The organism is Priestia sp. P5 (assembly GCF_029522155.1).
GTDB lineage: Bacteria > Bacillota > Bacilli > Bacillales > Bacillaceae_H > Priestia > Priestia megaterium_E.
This window is the reverse complement of record NZ_JAKWFJ010000001.1, coordinates 1,378,002-1,395,609: the sequence shown is the minus strand read 5'-3', so window position 1 is coordinate 1,395,609 and position 17,608 is coordinate 1,378,002. Positions and strand designations below refer to the sequence as shown.

The following is a 17,608-nucleotide window of genomic DNA, read 5'->3' as shown; positions in this document are numbered from 1 at the left end:
GATACATATGAAAGAAGCGCACATAATCAAGAAAGTTTACTCCGACTTCTACACAATAACAGATTTTTTCTTTCCTAGCTGTGAGATATCTCACAGCGTTAAGACCTTGCTGATGTTACAATAAAAATGACCTTTCTGAGACAGGAAAAGTCATCCTTTGTATTATATAAGAATCATCATTCTGTTGAATCTCTGTTCTTTTATGTTCAGAGATTTTTTCTGTTGGATGAAGAGAAAAATCCTCACATTAATGTCTGCTGATACCTTATCCACCTTAATTCTGACCGTTTCACTTTTTTAGCATATCTCGTTTTAAAACCCTCCGCTCACTAAACAATTTAGCTATACAACGGGCGCCTTGTACTAAATGAATTTTACGATATAAAAAAGCAGCGGATGTAAAACATCACGCTGCTTTTCTTATCTCTACACTCCAGCCTAAAAGTGAATTATTGTAAAGTGTTCGTACGAATGTAGTGATTTGTGAACTTAGTGAATATTATTCTTTCTGAAATTACCGCCTTTAACTTCCGCTACGTCATATACCGTAACAAAAGCCGTTGGGTCAATTTCATTGATAATTTCTTTCATTTTGCTTTCTTCCAAGCGGTTGATTACGCATGTGATTTCCTTAAATTTTTCATGAGAATAACCGCCGTAAGCTTCTTTGTATGTAGCGCTTCGACCTAAACGATCACGTATTGTCTCTACCATTAATGCAGGCTGAGAAGTGATAATCTGGAAGGTTTTCGATCCGCTTAACCCTACCTCTACGATGTGAATAACTTTGGATGCAATAAAGTATGCAATTGCAGAAAGAATCGCGCCTTGCAGACCAAATACTAATGAAACGAAAATAAATACAAATGCATTTAAGAACAAAATAAGATCACTTGTTCCAAACGGCAGTTTTCGAGAAAGCAGCACGGCCAGCATATCGATGCCATCTAAGGCCCCGCCGTTACGAAGTGCAATTCCCATTCCAAACCCAAGGATAATACCGCCAACAACGGTTACGAGTAGTGTATCTCCTTCAATAATTGCTGGAGTGTGATGCATGAGGCTAGTACCGACAGCTAATGAGACAATTCCGAGGATTGAAAATATGGCAAAACTTTTCCCAATTTGTTGATACCCTAACCATACAAAAGGAATGTTGATAACGGCGATGAGCACCCCAAGTGGCAAGCCAAATAGGTTTGAAGCAACGATGCTAATGCCTGTTACCCCTCCATCTGAAACATGGTTTGGAATTAAGACAGTTTCTAAGCCGTAAGCTGCAATAATTCCTCCGATAATGACCATTAATGCTCGGAAAGCAATTTTTAGCCGCTTAGGCCTGTGATGTTTTTTAGTTGTGTTCATATAATTCCTCACTTTTAAATGTTTTTTACTATTCAAGTGTACCACAAACATTCTCTTTATTTGAACTAAGGAGGCTTACGTATCGTTTTTTAGCTCACATAGTGCAAACATAGATAAAAGAGAACTTCTAGCTGTACAGACTCTATCCTTGCAATAAGTCCCTATTTCTGTTAAGTTTAAGAAGAATTATTTTTGTTCGGTAAAGATTGATAAGTTACATAACTTTCGTCTATAGATTTGAGCAAGGATAGTAACACAATGTGTGCGTGTCACACTAGGAGGCAACAATTATGGAACAAGGTAAAGTAAAATGGTTTAACGCAGAAAAAGGTTTTGGATTCATCGAACGCGAAAACGGAGACGATGTATTTGTACATTTCTCAGCAATCCAAAGCGAAGGCTTCAAATCTTTAGACGAAGGTCAAGCAGTTACATTTGACGTAGAACAAGGTCAACGCGGCCCTCAAGCTTCTAACGTTCAAAAAGCGTAATCCATCATAAATATAAAAAGACAGACTCCATGGAGTCTGTCTTTTTCATTTCTTTTAAAATGTCATAATAAAACCCTATCCACTGAGGAATAGGGCTTATTAATACAAAAATAGTAATGGGTAATACAAATGGTAAATTCAGTATAGCACAGTATAGACAAAATCCAAACTATAAATCAATATTTATTCATGTTTCATTAATTCTTCTTCAAAGAAAAACGTACTTGGATATTTATCCACTGTATAAGAGTATCTTTTCATATTTTTTACGTAATGGCTTTTTAAGATGATCACTCTTTCATTAGATGCTTTTATATTTACAATTTCTCCATTAGAAAATAAGCTTACACTCATATTCCTCATCCTCTCTCGTATCAAAAATAATCAAATTTTTAACTTTATTTATCGGGAAATATAATGTGTTAATCCAGCGAAGGATAGTTATTTTTGAGACCTTCAGGCGTATATGTACTCCTAAAGCATACAGCTCTATAACCATAAGGGGGTTTTTTCTATTTTTTTGGGACACGGGATTTTACATATAGGTAGCTCTGCTTTAATAGCATTTTGTCTTCCAATGTCTATACTTATTTTTTAAGTAATCTTTTTAAATTATTAAAATCCAAAGCAAAAAGACCCCTATGTGGAGTCTTTTTTAGTTTTAATTATGCTACTTTATGAACGTTAGCAGCTTGTGCTCCACGTTGGCCCTGTTCGATGTCAAACGTTACTTTTTGACCTTCTTCTAATGATTTAAAGCCTTCGCCTTGAATAGAGCTGAAATGTACGAATACATCGTCTCCGCCTTCAATTTCGATAAAGCCGAAGCCTTTGTCTGCATTAAACCATTTCACTGTACCTTGTTCCATAATAGTGCCTCCTGGTGTGGAATACTCCACGCTTGTATTACTACCCTTGTCCAACCATACTATCTTAAGATAAAAAATTCTATGGAAGAGATTTCTCTTCTCTCAATCTTATACCGAACAAAAATAATTAACTTAATCGTAACATACAGAATCAAAGATAGCAAATACAGGGAATGGGATAAATGATTGAATGATAAAAAGAGCCTTCTCTATGCGATACAAGGAGAAGGCTCTTTTTCAGTGTTCATATTTTGCGCAGCAGTTAATGCAGCAGCTGCTGTTTATTTACTTTATTTTTCTGTTTGCTCTGTGTGCCACCATAATGAATCTTTTGGATTTTCGACCGCTTCATTGTACTCAGACTTAGAAGCAACTGTAGGGTATGAACCTTTCAGTGATTTTCCTGCCGTGTTCGTAAACAGGAACAAGATTACGAAAAATCCGATGATGCTCACAATCGTTAAATAGAACGCTGGAGCTAAATGATTGCCCGTTGCGTGAACTAACCATGTCGCAACTAATGGCGTCGTTCCACCAAAGATAGAAACTGAAACATTAAACGTAATCGCTAATGTTCGGTAGCGAATATCTGTGTAGAACATCGTTGGCAGCGTTCCTGGCATTGTTCCTTCATACGTAGCAAGTAAAACACCTAGAATAAGAATACCGATTGAAACAAAGATTAAACCGTTTAGATTGATTAAATAGAACGAAAAGGCTGACAGTAAGCTCAATCCGCCTAAACCGATTAAGAAAACTTTCTTGTTTCCGATTTTGTCGCTCAGTTTTCCAAACATAAGAGCAAGCGGCACCATTAAAATCATAACTGCCGTAATTAATACCGTACCAACTGTGTTTGATAAACCAATAATTTCATTCAAATAAGAAGGCATGTACGATAATAGCATATAGTTTGTAATGTTAAAGAAAGCCACGGCTACGAAACAAACAAACACATCTTTTTTGTGATTTTTTAAAATAGAGAGGAAGCTTTCTTCTTCAACTTCGTCTTCGTTGGAAAGTTCATTTTCAAAAATAGGTGTTTCCCCTAAACTTCTTCGTAAATAAAAACCAATAAGTCCTAAAGGCAATCCTAATAAGAAGGGAATTCTCCAGCCCCATGAGGCCATCTGTTTATCCGAGAGAACAAAAAACAGTAAGCTGGCTAGTAGTGAAGCAAGAATATAGCCAACAAGTGTACCGATTTCTAGTCCACTTCCAAGCACATTTCGCTTATTGTCTGGAGACGATTCTGCAATATACACCATCGCACCAGCATATTCGCCACCAGTTGAAAAACCTTGAATGATTCGTGCAATTAATAAAAGGATGGGTGCCCATATACCGATTTGATCATATGTAGGTAACAACCCAATGAGTAATGTGGAAAAGGCCATTAAAATAATGGTGGTGGTTAAAACGACTTTCCTTCCTAACTTGTCCCCGATTTTACCGAATATAACACCGCCTAATGGACGCATTAAAAAGGCAATCGCAAATGTGGCAAATGTGAACACTAATTTGAGCTGATCATTTTCAACTGCGCTAAAAAAGTTTTGACTAATAATTACGGCTAAATATGAATACAAGCCAAAGTCAAACCATTCCATCGCGTTTCCTACCCCTGTAGCAAAGACGCTTTTTTTAGCTTTGTCAATATCTACGACGTTAATTTTTTTCTTGTTAAACTTCATTTCATTACGTCACCTCCGCGGTATACGATTATACAAGACTGAGTAGTAAAGTCAAATTTGACTTACTGTATTTCACACTTAAATGTGTTGGAACACTTCTTATTTTTAAGTAAAAAAAGAAAACTATTCATGTGATGTTAAATATTAAAAAAGGTTATGGCTAAGGGGGTTAGAGCCAAAAAAATGCTGAAGAATGAACGTTGATAAAGAAATTAATTAAAGCTAAAATAAATTTTTTTATTTCAGCCCAAATCAAGTAGCAATTCACCTCCACTAAAGAAGCAATCTTTATCAAACATAGAAAACGCTTTCTACGGGGCTTCACTCGTCGAAATAGTACCTTATCGTTAAAAATAAAGTATTTAGTTTATAATGTGCTTGGCAGTAATTTTTAATCAGATTATCTTACAATTATTGTTATAACCTGTTAGCTATTAGGATTCAAAACCTGACCGAGTTGTGTTGTAAGGATAGAATTCAACTTTTTTCTCCGTATCACCGTTCATGACTTCGTATAGATCTTCTCTTGCAAAAGCAAGCTAGTGTCCAATGTGACTTTTGGCATATTCTTCAAGTAGTATGATATAGTAATTGCACTCAACTCCTTCATCAAGCTGTTTTTAGGGCTATAAAGATGCTATCTTTCTTCTTTCAAATACCCTCTTAGACGAACTTTAAACCTAAACGTATCCGTATAGTTTTGAATATAAAGATTCACAAATATTACAATTATTTACACAAAATAAATATTTGACATTTTATCTAAGATAAATGAAAACAATTTATAAGTCGTTTTTTCTCGTCTTCGTTCTAAAACGAAAGAGAAACTAGTGGCTACATTCTTGGGCTTTATCGCATTCTTAATGACAATAAATCACTCTTTATGATAGGTCACTTTTCTTTAACTGAAGTTACCTTTATACCTGTAAATTTGTGTAAAGACCCTAAGAAGGGACTTATAACATGTTATAAGTCCCTTCTTAGGGATCCCAACCTTTTATCTCACCTGCCTCTGCTTTCAAAGAAACTTACTGATACAAAATAGAACCCTATTTTTAGCTTTCTTTTTTATAAGTAATACTCGTTTGTCCTTCGATACTCACAGGCACTTCACCAACCAAGGTAACTCGTCTCATCACGCGGTGCTTTTCTCCGTAGTCATTAATTGCATAATGCTGGGTTGCCCGGTTATCCCAGATAGCAATATCACCCGCTTTCCAGTGCCAGCGAACTGTGTTTTCTAATCTTGTTACATGATCTTGCAGAACCGAAAAAAGATGATTGGAATCCGAAGAAGATAGCCCTTTGATTTTTTTCACAAAATGTCCTAACACTAACGTACGCTCTCCCGTTTCGGGGTGAATTCTTACAACTGGATGTTCTGTTTCATAGACAGTAGAAGCGAATACTTTACGATGACGTTCCAAATCTTCTTGTGAACGATTAGGATGTCTTCCACCATAATCATAGTCATTCGTATGCACCGCCCAAAGTTGATCAGCTAGGTGACGAAGCTCCGAAGGGAGGTTTTGATAGGCAACTGCTGTATTTGCCCAAACTGTATCTCCTCCTGCTTCTGGGACAACTACGGCTCGAAGAATAGATGCCTTTGGGTATGTATCGATGAACGTTACATCGGTATGCCAAGAGTTAGCTCGTCCCCCTTGTTCAGAATCAAGTTCAAATAAATAATTGCTGCCTTCTTTTATAGGAACGGTAGGATGTGCTTCTGGTTCACCAAATAACGCAGCGAAAGCCTCTTGTTCAGCATCGTCAATATGCCCTTGTCCTCTAAAAAAGACCACTTTATGCTTTAGCAGAGCTTCGTTAATGGCGCTGACTGTCTCAGCATCTAAATTCGAAGATAAATGCACTCCTTTTATTTCTGCTCCAATGTGACCAGCGATAGGCTGTACTTCTAAAACTGAATTTTTTGCTGCGCTTTTGCTAACTGTACTCATGATACGTCCTCCTCGTAAGTTCCCTAGAAAGAGAGCTTTCATTTTTTAATAACAAATTTATTTTCTTGAATATAGCCGTATTCCCAAAAAAGCAAAAAGGACCAGTCTATTCGCTTGAGCGATAGTCTGGCCCCAGTTGCCTGGTAGCATTCAGCTTCAATTCATAGTAAATCAATTTGTTTAATTGAATAATAGATTACCAGTTAAAATAAGTCAATATATTTAAAAAAGTCTAAATTTCACGTTTACTATTTCTTATATTGAATGAGTGAAAACAAAAAATAGACCCCCGATTAGACGGAGATCTATTTAGGTGTTTCTTGCTTTATTTTTTAGTAAGGCTGCCATTTCGCTCTAAAACAGGGACTTCGATGTCTACCGTATTTGGATATTTAACGCCAAGTCCTGTATTTAAAGCAACAACCGTTTCGTTTTCTTTAATCCATCCTTCTTCTCGCAAACGGCGTGCAGCTAAGAATGTAGCAGCGCCTTCCGGACAAATGAACGAACCTTCAAGCTGTGCAACCTTTTTTTGTTCCTCCACAATCTTATCTTCGTCCACTGCAATCGCACATCCATTTGTATTGTATACGGCTTCTAAAACAAGAAAGTCTCCGATTGCTTTTGGTACGTTGATACCAAAGGCAATGGTTGAAGAATCCGGCCAAAATTCAGATTCTTGTTTTCTTTCATTCCATGCTTTTACAATAGGCGCACAGTTTTCAGCTTGTACCGCAACTAGGCGAGGCAGATCACCTTTAACCCAGCCAAGCTCTTTTAATTCATTTAGCGCTTTATAGATTCCGATTAAACCAACTCCTCCTCCTGTTGGATATAAAATCACATCAGGAAGATTCCAAGAAAACTGTTCAGCCATTTCTAGGCCCATTGTTTTTTTACCTTCGATTCGGTACGGCTCTTTAAGCGTAGAAGCATCATAAAGACCCCATGATTTTATAGCCTCACCGACAATTTTGCCAGCATCACTGATGAGTCCATCTACTAAGTAAAGGTCAGCTCCAGCGACAGCACACTCATTTCTTGTAATAACAGGTGCATCTTTTGGCATCACAACGGTTGCTTTTATGTCAGCACGTGACGAATACAGCGACCAAGCAGCTCCGGCATTGCCATTTGTAGGCATCGCTAACTGTTCAACGCCCAGTTCTTTTGCTTTTGACACCCCCACAGCGGCGCCTCTAGCTTTAAATGATCCCGTTGGAATAATGCCTTCATCTTTCATATATAAGTTTGTAATGTCCATTTCTTTCCCTAGCTTAGGCATTTTTATAAGCGGAGTCATCCCTTCTCCTAAGGAAACGACGTTTTTAGGATCTTCTACTGGAAGCAGTTCATGATATCTCCATAGATTTGGTTCTCTGCTTTGGACATCTTCTGGACTTAGATTGCCTTTTAATCTCTCTAAATCATACGCTACTAATAAAGGTGAACCACATTCACATAATTGATGTTTTTCTTTGGGACTATATTCTTTTTTACATTTAGGACAATGTAAGTGAGAAACATAACTGAACGGCATCATACACACTCCTTTAAGTTCGGTAAACATAATATCTTATATAAAATATAATTTATAGTATTTTTATCAGAATTGTAAGTTATAATTTACCTATCATTTTATGGAATATTTAAAAAAACCTATTAAATTAGGGTTTTTATACTTCTTTCTACGTTAGTTATATTACTATTCTAGGATTAATCTCAGTAATTTTAAATAAAAACGCGAAAAACAAACGCAATTCATACTTTAATTATAGGAATAATTATTTTAGACCTTTTAGCAAATACACTTATGTAAGAAACAGTGACTGCCCTTCGGATTTCAGCACCGAAAACTTTACTATTATTCAGAACGGAATTTCTTAGCAAAACCTTTCTTCAACTATTCGGCAATGTGTCTACTTACAGAACTCTTTCCAGCTTTTATACATATGTTTAACTTTGCCAAAGTATCTTTTTTATAAGATGTTGACATTTTAGTAAGGTACCTTTATTATTTGATAAGGTACCTTATCTTTTTGAGAAGATAACATTTTTTGTGCAGATAAGGATAACGTTAAATTAGCAAGGAGGCTTTTATCATGAATGAAAGAGATAACGAATATTTACACGAGCAAGATTTAATTGATCAATTTTTCAGGTTCCAGAGACAGCTGGCAAGATATCAGCGATACTACTTCATCAACAGAAGAGATGCTGGAGCATTAGGTGATCAGCACCGAGGGCAAGGACGGATATTAAAATTACTAAAATTGCAGCCTAAAACTACACAAAAAGAGCTGTCGTACTTACTGGACATGAGGCCTCAGTCAATAGGTGAATTACTTGGTAAGTTAGAAAGAAAAGGTTACATTGTTCGTACACCATCTGAGAAAGATCGACGAGTACTTTCCGTTGAGTTAACAGAAGCTGGACTAGAGGCTATCGAGGCTACGGAGGAACAAAACAATAACTCCGGCATCTTTGATGTTCTTTCAGAAGAAGAGCAGGATACTCTTTCACATTTAATGCAGAAGTTAAATACTTACTTAGACGAAGAAATGTTAAAACAAGGTCATGATGAAGGCCAAGAATTTCGACATCCTAATGATCTGCGAGGATTTGGACCTCACCATAGATTCTTTGGTGGTGTTCCAGAGCACGGGCCAAGGGGCTTTGAGCGTGGACCTTGGGGAGGCGGTGCTGAATCTAGAACACCGAGATTTAGAAATCGAAACCCCCGAGAAACTAATAGAGATAATAACGAGAAATAATTCACATGCTGTTTAGTGACTATTTCTACTAATTTCACGAGAGGAAACGCAATATGGAAAACATCTCAAATGTTGGAGAACAAGTTTTAAATAATAAAAACAATAAAATATTAGTAATGACTGGATTAATGATTGGAATTATTTTTTCTGAGCTTGATGAAACGGTTGTGAATACAGCCATGCCAACGATTATACGTGATCTTGGCGGATTATCTATGTATGGCTGGGTTGCAGGCATCTATATGCTAGCGCTATCTGCTTTTATGCCTATACTAGGGAAATTAGCCGATTTATTTAGTCGAAAAAAAGTCTACTTCGCTTCTATGGCTTTTTTTATCGGTGGCTCCATTATATGCGGGCTTTCTCATTCCATGATTATGCTTTTAATTGGACGAGGAATTCAAGGACTTGGCGCGGGTGGCCTCATGCCATTAGCCATGACGATTTCGAGTGATTTGTTCCCCGTTGAACAACGAGCAAAAGTTCAAGCGTTTATGGGTCCAGTTATGTTTATCCCTATGCTCTTAGGGCCGTTAATGGGAGGCTTTTTTGTAGATCAAGCAAGCTGGCACTGGATTTTCTTCGTAAATATTCCAGTAGGATTAATAGCAGTTATTTTTTTAGCAAGTGGGTTAAAAGAAACACATGAAAGAAAAAAAGTAACGATTGATTGGGCTGGAGCCATTATTCTGGTAGCTGCGATCATTTCGTTATTAATTACGCCTGTTTTAGTCGAGAACGAAGGATATGCGTGGAGCTCTCCATTCATCATTTCGCTACTATGTGTAGGCGTACTTTTAATTGGACTTTTCATTTGGGTAGAATCAAAAGTGGTTGAACCTATCGTACCGCTGCATCTATTTAAAAATCGTAATATTTTAGTATTATCACTGCTTGTTTTTACTGTAGGCTGTGGATTAATGGGATCATTCTCATCTTTCCCTTACTTTGCACAAAACGTATTAGGCCTTACCCCTACGGAATCTGGGTATTTAACTTTGCCCATGATGGTAGGTGCTGTTGCAACTTCAATCGTTTCTGGGTTTCTATTAACAAAAGTTCGGTACCGCGAATTGTTTGTAATTTCTTTCATTATGCCTGTTATTGGCTTTTATTTATTTTCTAAATTAAATATTAGCACCACTACCCTGCAGGTCATCATTTTCTTTTTTATTACCGGTCTTGGCTTAGGCGTCATGTTTGGCGGAGATAACTTAATTGTTCAAGAATCTGTAGAAAAAGAACACAAAGGAATTGCATTAGCAACCGTTCCATTGTTTCAGTCTATTGGCGCAACTGTGGGAGTAAGTATGTTTGGGACGCTATTATCTTCCACACTTACTTCAAAGCTAAGTAGTTTAGGTGATGAATTGCCAAAAAGTATGGCAGATAATATGAATAGCCTGGCAGCAGGAGGAATTCCAAACGGTCTTACTCCAGAATTATTTATAAAAATCAAAGTTTTATTTATTGAATCATTTCAACATATCTATACTTACGCATTTGTGCTTACAATCATTTCCTTTGTTTTATGCTTCTTTCTAAAAAAAGAAGTGCTATCTTCAAAACCAGAAGAGGAATAAAAGAGATTCATACTTTAGTCAAAAGTATATTTGCATAACAGTCGTTCCCAAAAATGAAAAAGCCAATTCGAATTTAACTCGAATTGGCTTTTTTTATCAATAGATTAAAAATTTTACTTTAGTTATTTCGGAGTCATATTACTATCAGCTGTACTCTTGATTGTTCTTTCTTTTTCTTAAATAGATTTATTCGCACTCTCTTTCTTAAAGACTCCGATTAACAGCGTAACGAGTCCTACTAAAAAGAAAAACGGAAACAATAACATCATTAATGCAACTCCCGCAAAACCTTCTTCCTGGCTAATCGCAAACAAAATTGAAACGACCCATGAAAAGAATGGAGCTATAATCAATATGATTGTTGTTCCCCACACTATATATTTTCTTTTAGCTGATTTCCCTTGGCATAGTCCACCTGCAAACATAAGACCTAATACTAAAATCGTTAATGCAACTCCAATTGCCATTTCATCACCGCCTCTAGCAGCCATTTTCTCTTTTACTTTACATCGTTTTCTTTTTTGCCTCTTGGACAGAAATGAATACGCTTGTAACAACAAGTAAGAGTAAACCTTCTCCGATAATTATTAAACCTTTTATCTGAATGTCTAGAGCATCAAACCCGCTTATTTTCCCAAAAGAGTAAAGAAGTAGAAATAAACCAAATAATACAGTAACGAAAGAAATAACCAGAACGGCTATTCTATTGTTAAACATCATACTTCCAAAAAGGATTATCACAAATATGATACTAATGGCCATGCAATTATTAAGAATGAAAGACATAAGCATCCCCTTAAATACCTTTTTATTTCATTAATCTTACTCAAACCTAAACCCAATCCCACCGTCTACAATAATATTTTGCCCTGTAACAAAAGATGCGTCGTCCGAAAGAAGCCACTTTACTGCTTTTGCCGCTTCAAGCGGATCACCAATTCTGCCTAGCGCATTGAGCTTTTGATAGGATTCATTGAGCTTTACTTTTTCCTCTGAAGATAAATCTGAAGATCTTTCTTCTAACATAGGCGTACGAAATGCACCTGGGCAAAAAGAGTTAATTCTTATATTTTGATGACCATATTCCTGAGCAACTGATTTTGTTAAAGCGATCACACCGCTTTTCCCAGCCGCATATACGCCAGTCCCTGCTGAACATAAAATAGCGTCCATTGACGACGTATTCACAATGACCCCGCTATTTTGTTTGGTCATTACCTGCAGCTGATATTTCATACAAAGCCATACACTTTTTAACGTAACGTTTATTAAATGGTCAAAGTCTTCTTCTTTGAATTCATGGGTAGCATTAGAAGCTGCCTCCGTGTTAGCCGCATTATTAAAGCCCACATCAATTTTTCCAAATGTAGAGTATGTTTGGCACACGAGATTTTTGACATCTTGACTATTCGTTACATCCGTTTTGATAAAAAGAGAGTGAGGAGACCACTTTCTTAATACAGAAAGAGCTTCTTCTCCTTTTTCACTATTTCTAGAAGCAATCACGATATGCATGCCCTCTTTTGCGAGTAATTCCGCTGTAGCTAAGCCAATCCCCGACGTTCCACCCGTAATGATCCCTACTTTTTCTTCAAACATATAGTTCTCCCCTTTTGCGTTTAATGAAGTCCCAACAAATTAAATTTAGTAGCATTAGCCATAGAAGTTATTCAGCTTTGGGTAGATTAATACCTGCTTCGAAACACTAAAAAGAGAGTGGGACACAACTAAAGCAATTCAATCTAAAGGCGAGCGAATTGGATACATGAGCTAGTTTGGGCACTCGCTACATCGCTGTTGATTTCCATGCAAGGCTTCGCTTTCCGTGGGCGCCCGCTGAGCCTCCTCGTCGCTTACGTTCCTGCGAGGTCTCACCTATTCCGCTTTTCCCGCAGGAGTCTTCGCCTTGCCCTCCAATCAACCGCTAGAAGCACCTACTCACATAAACGAAACCTACGTTCATCACAATAACAAAAAATCCGAACGAGTTTGATTCTCCATCAAGAATCTCCATTCATCGTTCAGATGTTTCTTCAACTAAAATACTGTTGTTGAAGTCTCTTTTGATTAGCTACTAATCTGATGTTGAGAAACAGATAAAGTAGATTTTCGGTTCCATAAATAGAAGGCATATCCGCTTAAAAATAGAAGCAGCGCGTAATTAATAAGTAAAGAATCGTTAGCGTTGACAGGGATTGTAAACTGGAGAAAATTATTTAAGCCGTGAAATACAATCGTAATTCCAATCGATTGACCGTGAACGATCAGTAAAGCCAAGACCAACCCAATAACAAATGCAAATAAAATTTGAAAAATCGTATTTGCTACGGATTGACCGCTTAGCATATTCAAACTGTGCGTAAAGGCAAATAGAAACGATGATAGAAGAACCGCCACTTTATAGCTTTTTGATAGCAGCAAATTAAGGATAAACCCTCTAAATACCATCTCTTCTACAAATGCTATGACTAGAGTTTGGGTAAGCAAAATAAGAACAAGATCTGCAATGGAATTTCCGTATACACCTTTGTTACCAATGAGGATAATAAGCAAATACAAAAGAAGCGGAGAAAGAAACGGGATTCTCGTTCTAAACGACATGTTTTGTTGAAAGAAGAAAAAATGCGGCCACTTTTTTGCTTTTGTTAGATAAAATGCTATTCCAATCGCCAAAGGGACGATTCCTAAAAACTGAAGATAATGTGTAGTAGGATGCGTCATGCTCACGTATGCACCGTTTACTACAAACCAAAAGATAACTAAGATTTCTAGGCCAATAACTTTCCACAAAAGCTTTGACTTGATCATCACTACACCACCTTTCTGCTTTAGGTTTCATTGATAACCTATACTATTCGTTTTAAGGATTTTATATGTTTTCACCCTTTTATCCTTGTTCATAAAAATCCTTTTTGATATCTTGCAAAAGTTTTAAGATACCTTTATAAAAACAAGCAATTAGCATTCCAGCGATGTTGGTCACCATCGTGATTGTAAGATTGCCGATGATCAGGCTAAGTAAAGTACCAAGAAACATGATGCCTATTCCAATATAAAAACCTGGGTGAAACAGTTCATCGTCATCTTCTTTTTCTTCTTCAATAATGTTTATTCTACTCTGTAATGTAGCATCATTTTTAATAAACTCATTAATAGTTGTTCCATAGATGTCGCTTAAGTTTAAAAGTTGCTGGATATCAGGGTAGCTTTTATTATCTTCCCATTTATGTATGTTTTGTATAGGTACACGCACCTGCGTAGCAACCTCTTCTTGAGACATTTTTTGTTCTTCTCTTAATTTTTTTAATTGATTTCCTAACCTCAACTCATTCACCTCTATAACTGTGGCAGCTTGTAAACAAAATCTGCTTGCACTACGTTTTCTCGTTTTCTACAATTCTAACATATTGTGGTAAAAAAGAAAGAAACAGTAATGAGACGTATAAACCATAAAACGACACCACTAAAAAATAGTGAGAATTCTCATGTGTAAAAAATGAAAGAATGCACTTTTATCTCCCTCCTTTCATTGTTTATACTAAATAGTGTATTGTACGAACGTAGAAATAAAAAAGGAGGCAAAATTACGATGGAAATGCTGCTTATTTATCTATTTGTTATTGCCCTTATTGGACTCATTATTTGGAGAAAGATGAAAAAGAAAAATAAGCCCATTAAAAAGAATGGACTTGGTATATTAGCACCTATTTTTCTCATATTGATTGCATTTTCCCTTAGTCTAAGTCAGCTGATGCACATACCGGGCCAGCTCTTTCACTTACCTCCCTACTGGGAAATGCTGATTGCTGGTGTATTAGGTGTTATATTCGGACTCATTATGCTTAGCCAAACAGACTATGAAGTAAGAGAAGACGGCTTCATTTACTCAAAGCCAAATAAAAATTTTAAATATGTGATTATTGCTATTATCTTCATAAGAATGGCTTTGAGCCAGTACTTTAAAGGCTTAGATTCCATAGACTTCGCGGTCTTAACGATGACATTAGCTTTTATATATATTGTCATTTGGCGAGTTGGCAGCTATTTAAAATTCCGTAAACTAAATGGTGATAATTACAGTGTAAATGCTGGGTAATTATCAATATAACTAGTCCTTCTTCCTGTTTGGAAAGAAGGATTTTTTGTCATAGTGAGTAAAAGGCCCGCCTGTTGTGTAAGACAACATATATATTGTATAATGCAATATGTGTTTTTTTATAACAGAAGTCTATATATAAAAACAGATTATATTAAAACTGTACCTAATCACCCGCTGTTTGATTTACGGGTATATGATGAAAGGAATCATACTATGACATTTATCAATTCTGTAACAGGCCCGGTCCATACGTCCGAACTAGGGCTAACGTTAATCCATGAACATATGCGCGTTCGTTCTGAATCTGTTCACGCACAGTTTCCTCATTTATATGATGAAGAACAAGAAGTTGCAAAAGCAGTGGAACAAGTAAATCGTGCGAAGAAGCTTGGAGTTAACACAATCTGTGATCCTACGGTGATGGAACAAGGACGTGATATTCGTTTTATTGAAAAAATTGCCCGTGAAACGGACACTCAAATCATCGCAGCCACAGGAATTTATACGTATAACTACATCCCTACTCACTTTCAAACTCGTGGCATTGACTACATGGCAGATCTGTTTGTTCGAGACATCGAAGTTGGCATTCAAAACACGTCGATTAAAGCAGGTTTTCTAAAATGCGCCACAGATGCACCTGGCGTAACGGCTGATGTAGAAAAAGTAATGCGTGCCGTAGCACGAGCTCATAAAAAAACGGGCGTGCCAATTATGACCCATTCACATCCTGCAAGCGGCACAGGCTTAAAGCAGCTTGACATCTTACTGGATGAAGGCGCTAATCCAAATCAAATTCTGATTGGACATACGGGAGATACGGATAATCTCGAGTATATTTCAAACATATTAAGTCAAGGTGCCTTTATCGGTATGGACCGCTACGGCCTGACTAGAGAATGTTCAACTGAAAATAGAAATAATACGGTCATCCAGTTAGCTAAACAAGGCTATTCAAACCGCATGTTTCTCTCACAAGACTACTGCTGTACAATGGATTGGTTTCCAGAAGGCGTAATTGAAGAACGTTTTCCAAAATGGTCAATGAGCTTTGTGTTAGAAGAAGTCGTGCCGGAATTAAAAAGAAAAGGCGTAACCGAACAGCAGATTCAGCACATGCTTTTTGATAACGCCCGCTGCTGGTTTGAAGGAAAGTAATTGGGACATCCCTTTTTATTACTACTAAAACCCCCACTCTCCAGGCTTAAAGTGGGGGTTTTTCCATGTATTATTATATGCTTCCATTAACCTGTTTTTCTTAATAGCTTTTGTTTTTCGCGGCTCTTTTTCACCATAAAGTGTATACCACATAAGCACAACCCGACGGCTATTCCAATTGTCAAGTTTGTAAACACCGTTAACGAAAATGTCGTAAGTAAAACCAGTGAATGAAATGATTTTTCTTTTATCACCTTTGCAAACTGTTCTTTTTTACTGATATTCCATGCTACGACCATCAAAACTGGCGCAAGACTGGCAAGCGCAACGTACGAAGCGTACGGGGCGAGCACTAGCAGCACAATTAATACAAAGATAGCATGCGTAATGCCTGCAATTGGGGAAGAAGCGCCGTTTTTAATATTGGTAACCGTTCTTGCAATCTCTCCTGCCGCGGGAATACCTGAAAACATCGGCGTCACCATGTTTACGATTCCCTGGCCAATCAGTTCTTTTTTGCTGCTGTGCTTTGATTTTGTCATTTCATCCGCAACGCGAGCTGTCAGTAAAGACTGTAACCCTACAAGTATAGCAATCACAAACGCAGAAGGTAAAAGAGTGACAACCCTCTCCACTGTTATATCTGGAAACACTGGCGCCGGGAAATGACGAGGTATCTCTCCGTAAATGGAACCAATGGTTTCAAACTGATTGGAAAAGAAAAAAGATGCCAAGCCCGTTGATACAATGATTCCAAGTAAATAGGACATCCCCAGCGACTTAGGTGAAAAGTAAAGAACAATTAAAATCGTAGCTAAGCACAATCCTGCTGTAGCGATACTATAGATGTTGATGAAGTGTAAATTACCAAAGATCTCTTTTATATTTAAATGAAAATACTGATATTTTTCAATAGCGTGCAGCCCGAGGAAGTTTGGAATCTGCCCGCTAAAGATAATCAGCGCAATTCCTGACTGAAATCCTACAATAATAGATGACGGAAAATACTTGATTAAAGCTCCTACTTTGCAGAGCGCAAAGATAATCAGGAGAATTCCGGACATAAAGCCGGCAATTAATAAGCTTTCATAGCCATATTGCAGCACAATTCCTAATAAAACAGGAACAAACGCACCAGTAGGTCCGGCAATTTGAAACCTACATCCACCTAAAATAGCAATTAGCAAGCCCGCTACAATCGTTGTATAAAGTCCTGTAACAGGCGATATTCCAGAAGCTATCGCAAATCCTAACCCTAAAGGTATAGCTATAATGCCAACAACAATACCCGATAGTATATCTTTCTTCAAATGCTGCAAGGAGTAATTTCGAAAAACCTCTAGATTCATAAGTGTACATCAGCCTCCATTTTAAGTAGTGAGGTTACCCATTCGTATTTTGGTCATACAACCTTATTTAGCTTTGATCTATTTAAAATAAGGTGGGCTACTCGATTACTTTTATCTTAAAGGAGACAACTTACAAAAAAATAAAGAGGAAATTAGAAGTTTCTTAGCAAGTTATTAAAATTTTCTTAAAAATTCTTGCTATTTATTCTTTTAGTTATTTTTCAGATAAACTGTGGTTCTTAATTATAAATAAAGCAAGATAACT

At 37.0% G+C, this 17,608-nt stretch carries 17 protein-coding genes; 5 read left to right on the top strand and 12 right to left on the bottom strand.

Going from position 1 to position 17,608, the window contains the following annotated elements; genetic code table 11:
• Positions 1-489 precede the first annotated feature (489 nt).
• Entirely contained in the window at positions 490-1,365 is an 876-nt protein-coding gene (locus tag MMB69_RS07515; protein WP_013058095.1) for a YitT family protein, read from the bottom strand.
• Positions 1,366-1,655: 290 nt separating this feature from the next.
• On the opposite strand from MMB69_RS07515, the gene MMB69_RS07510 reads away from it, so the two are divergent.
• Positions 1,656-1,856 (top strand): cold-shock protein, encoded by a 201-nt coding sequence (locus MMB69_RS07510; RefSeq protein WP_013058096.1) that lies wholly within the window; start codon positions 1,656-1,658, stop codon positions 1,854-1,856.
• 183 nt (positions 1,857-2,039) lie between these two features.
• On the opposite strand, the gene MMB69_RS07505 is transcribed toward MMB69_RS07510, so the two are convergent.
• The 5 genes from MMB69_RS07505 to MMB69_RS07485 all read right to left on the bottom strand — a co-directional run bounded on the left by MMB69_RS07505 (position 2,040) and on the right by MMB69_RS07485 (position 7,920).
• Positions 2,040-2,210: a hypothetical protein gene (locus MMB69_RS07505; RefSeq protein ID WP_221785443.1), complete on the bottom strand. Its 171-nt coding sequence runs from the start codon at positions 2,208-2,210 to the stop codon at positions 2,040-2,042.
• Between the two features lie 311 nt (positions 2,211-2,521).
• The gene (locus MMB69_RS07500) at positions 2,522-2,725 is read right to left on the bottom strand and encodes a cold-shock protein (RefSeq protein ID WP_013056405.1); all 204 of its coding nucleotides are present in this window, start codon (positions 2,723-2,725) and stop codon (positions 2,522-2,524) included.
• 290 nt (positions 2,726-3,015) lie between these two features.
• On the bottom strand, positions 3,016-4,419 hold the full coding sequence (locus tag MMB69_RS07495) for an MFS transporter (RefSeq protein WP_221785442.1): 1,404 nt from the start codon (positions 4,417-4,419) through the stop codon (positions 3,016-3,018).
• Positions 4,420-5,474: 1,055 nt separating this feature from the next.
• On the bottom strand, positions 5,475-6,380 hold the full coding sequence (locus MMB69_RS07490) for a TauD/TfdA dioxygenase family protein (RefSeq protein ID WP_221785441.1): 906 nt from the start codon (positions 6,378-6,380) through the stop codon (positions 5,475-5,477).
• A 325-nt stretch (positions 6,381-6,705) separates the two neighbouring features.
• Positions 6,706-7,920 (bottom strand): threonine synthase, encoded by a 1,215-nt coding sequence (locus tag MMB69_RS07485; RefSeq protein WP_221785473.1) that lies wholly within the window; start codon positions 7,918-7,920, stop codon positions 6,706-6,708.
• Between the two features lie 562 nt (positions 7,921-8,482).
• On the opposite strand from MMB69_RS07485, the gene MMB69_RS07480 reads away from it, so the two are divergent.
• Positions 8,483-9,154 carry a MarR family winged helix-turn-helix transcriptional regulator gene (locus MMB69_RS07480; RefSeq protein WP_264408107.1) on the top strand — a complete coding sequence of 224 codons (672 nt, stop codon included), beginning with the start codon at positions 8,483-8,485 and terminating at the stop codon, positions 9,152-9,154.
• 53 nt (positions 9,155-9,207) lie between these two features.
• Complete coding sequence (locus tag MMB69_RS07475) at positions 9,208-10,737, top strand: MDR family MFS transporter (RefSeq protein WP_221785439.1); 1,530 nt, start codon at positions 9,208-9,210, stop codon at positions 10,735-10,737.
• A gap of 176 nt (positions 10,738-10,913) precedes the next feature.
• On the opposite strand, the gene MMB69_RS07470 is transcribed toward MMB69_RS07475, so the two are convergent.
• The 5 genes from MMB69_RS07470 to MMB69_RS07450 all read right to left on the bottom strand — a co-directional run bounded on the left by MMB69_RS07470 (position 10,914) and on the right by MMB69_RS07450 (position 14,071).
• Positions 10,914-11,204, bottom strand: coding sequence for a hypothetical protein (locus MMB69_RS07470; RefSeq protein WP_221785438.1), 291 nt, complete (start codon positions 11,202-11,204; stop codon positions 10,914-10,916).
• 355 nt (positions 11,205-11,559) lie between these two features.
• Positions 11,560-12,336 carry an SDR family NAD(P)-dependent oxidoreductase gene (locus MMB69_RS07465; RefSeq protein WP_221785437.1) on the bottom strand — a complete coding sequence of 259 codons (777 nt, stop codon included), beginning with the start codon at positions 12,334-12,336 and terminating at the stop codon, positions 11,560-11,562.
• Positions 12,337-12,523: 187 nt separating this feature from the next.
• Entirely contained in the window at positions 12,524-12,658 is a 135-nt protein-coding gene (locus MMB69_RS07460) for a hypothetical protein (protein ID WP_260506921.1), read from the bottom strand.
• Between the two features lie 146 nt (positions 12,659-12,804).
• A complete protein-coding gene (locus MMB69_RS07455; protein ID WP_221785436.1) occupies positions 12,805-13,545 on the bottom strand; it encodes a CPBP family intramembrane glutamic endopeptidase in 741 nt (246 codons plus the stop codon).
• 79 nt (positions 13,546-13,624) lie between these two features.
• Positions 13,625-14,071: a helix-turn-helix domain-containing protein gene (locus MMB69_RS07450; protein WP_277447497.1), complete on the bottom strand. Its 447-nt coding sequence runs from the start codon at positions 14,069-14,071 to the stop codon at positions 13,625-13,627.
• Positions 14,072-14,326: 255 nt separating this feature from the next.
• Between MMB69_RS07450 and MMB69_RS07445 the strand changes: the two genes are divergently transcribed.
• Positions 14,327-14,833: a CcdC protein domain-containing protein gene (locus MMB69_RS07445; RefSeq protein ID WP_221785435.1), complete on the top strand. Its 507-nt coding sequence runs from the start codon at positions 14,327-14,329 to the stop codon at positions 14,831-14,833.
• A 216-nt stretch (positions 14,834-15,049) separates the two neighbouring features.
• On the top strand, positions 15,050-15,994 hold the full coding sequence (locus tag MMB69_RS07440) for a phosphotriesterase family protein (RefSeq protein WP_221785434.1): 945 nt from the start codon (positions 15,050-15,052) through the stop codon (positions 15,992-15,994).
• An 86-nt stretch (positions 15,995-16,080) separates the two neighbouring features.
• Here MMB69_RS07440 and MMB69_RS07435 read toward each other — a convergent pair whose 3' ends face one another.
• Positions 16,081-17,343: a SulP family inorganic anion transporter gene (locus MMB69_RS07435; protein WP_221785433.1), complete on the bottom strand. Its 1,263-nt coding sequence runs from the start codon at positions 17,341-17,343 to the stop codon at positions 16,081-16,083.
• Positions 17,344-17,608 lie beyond the last annotated feature (265 nt).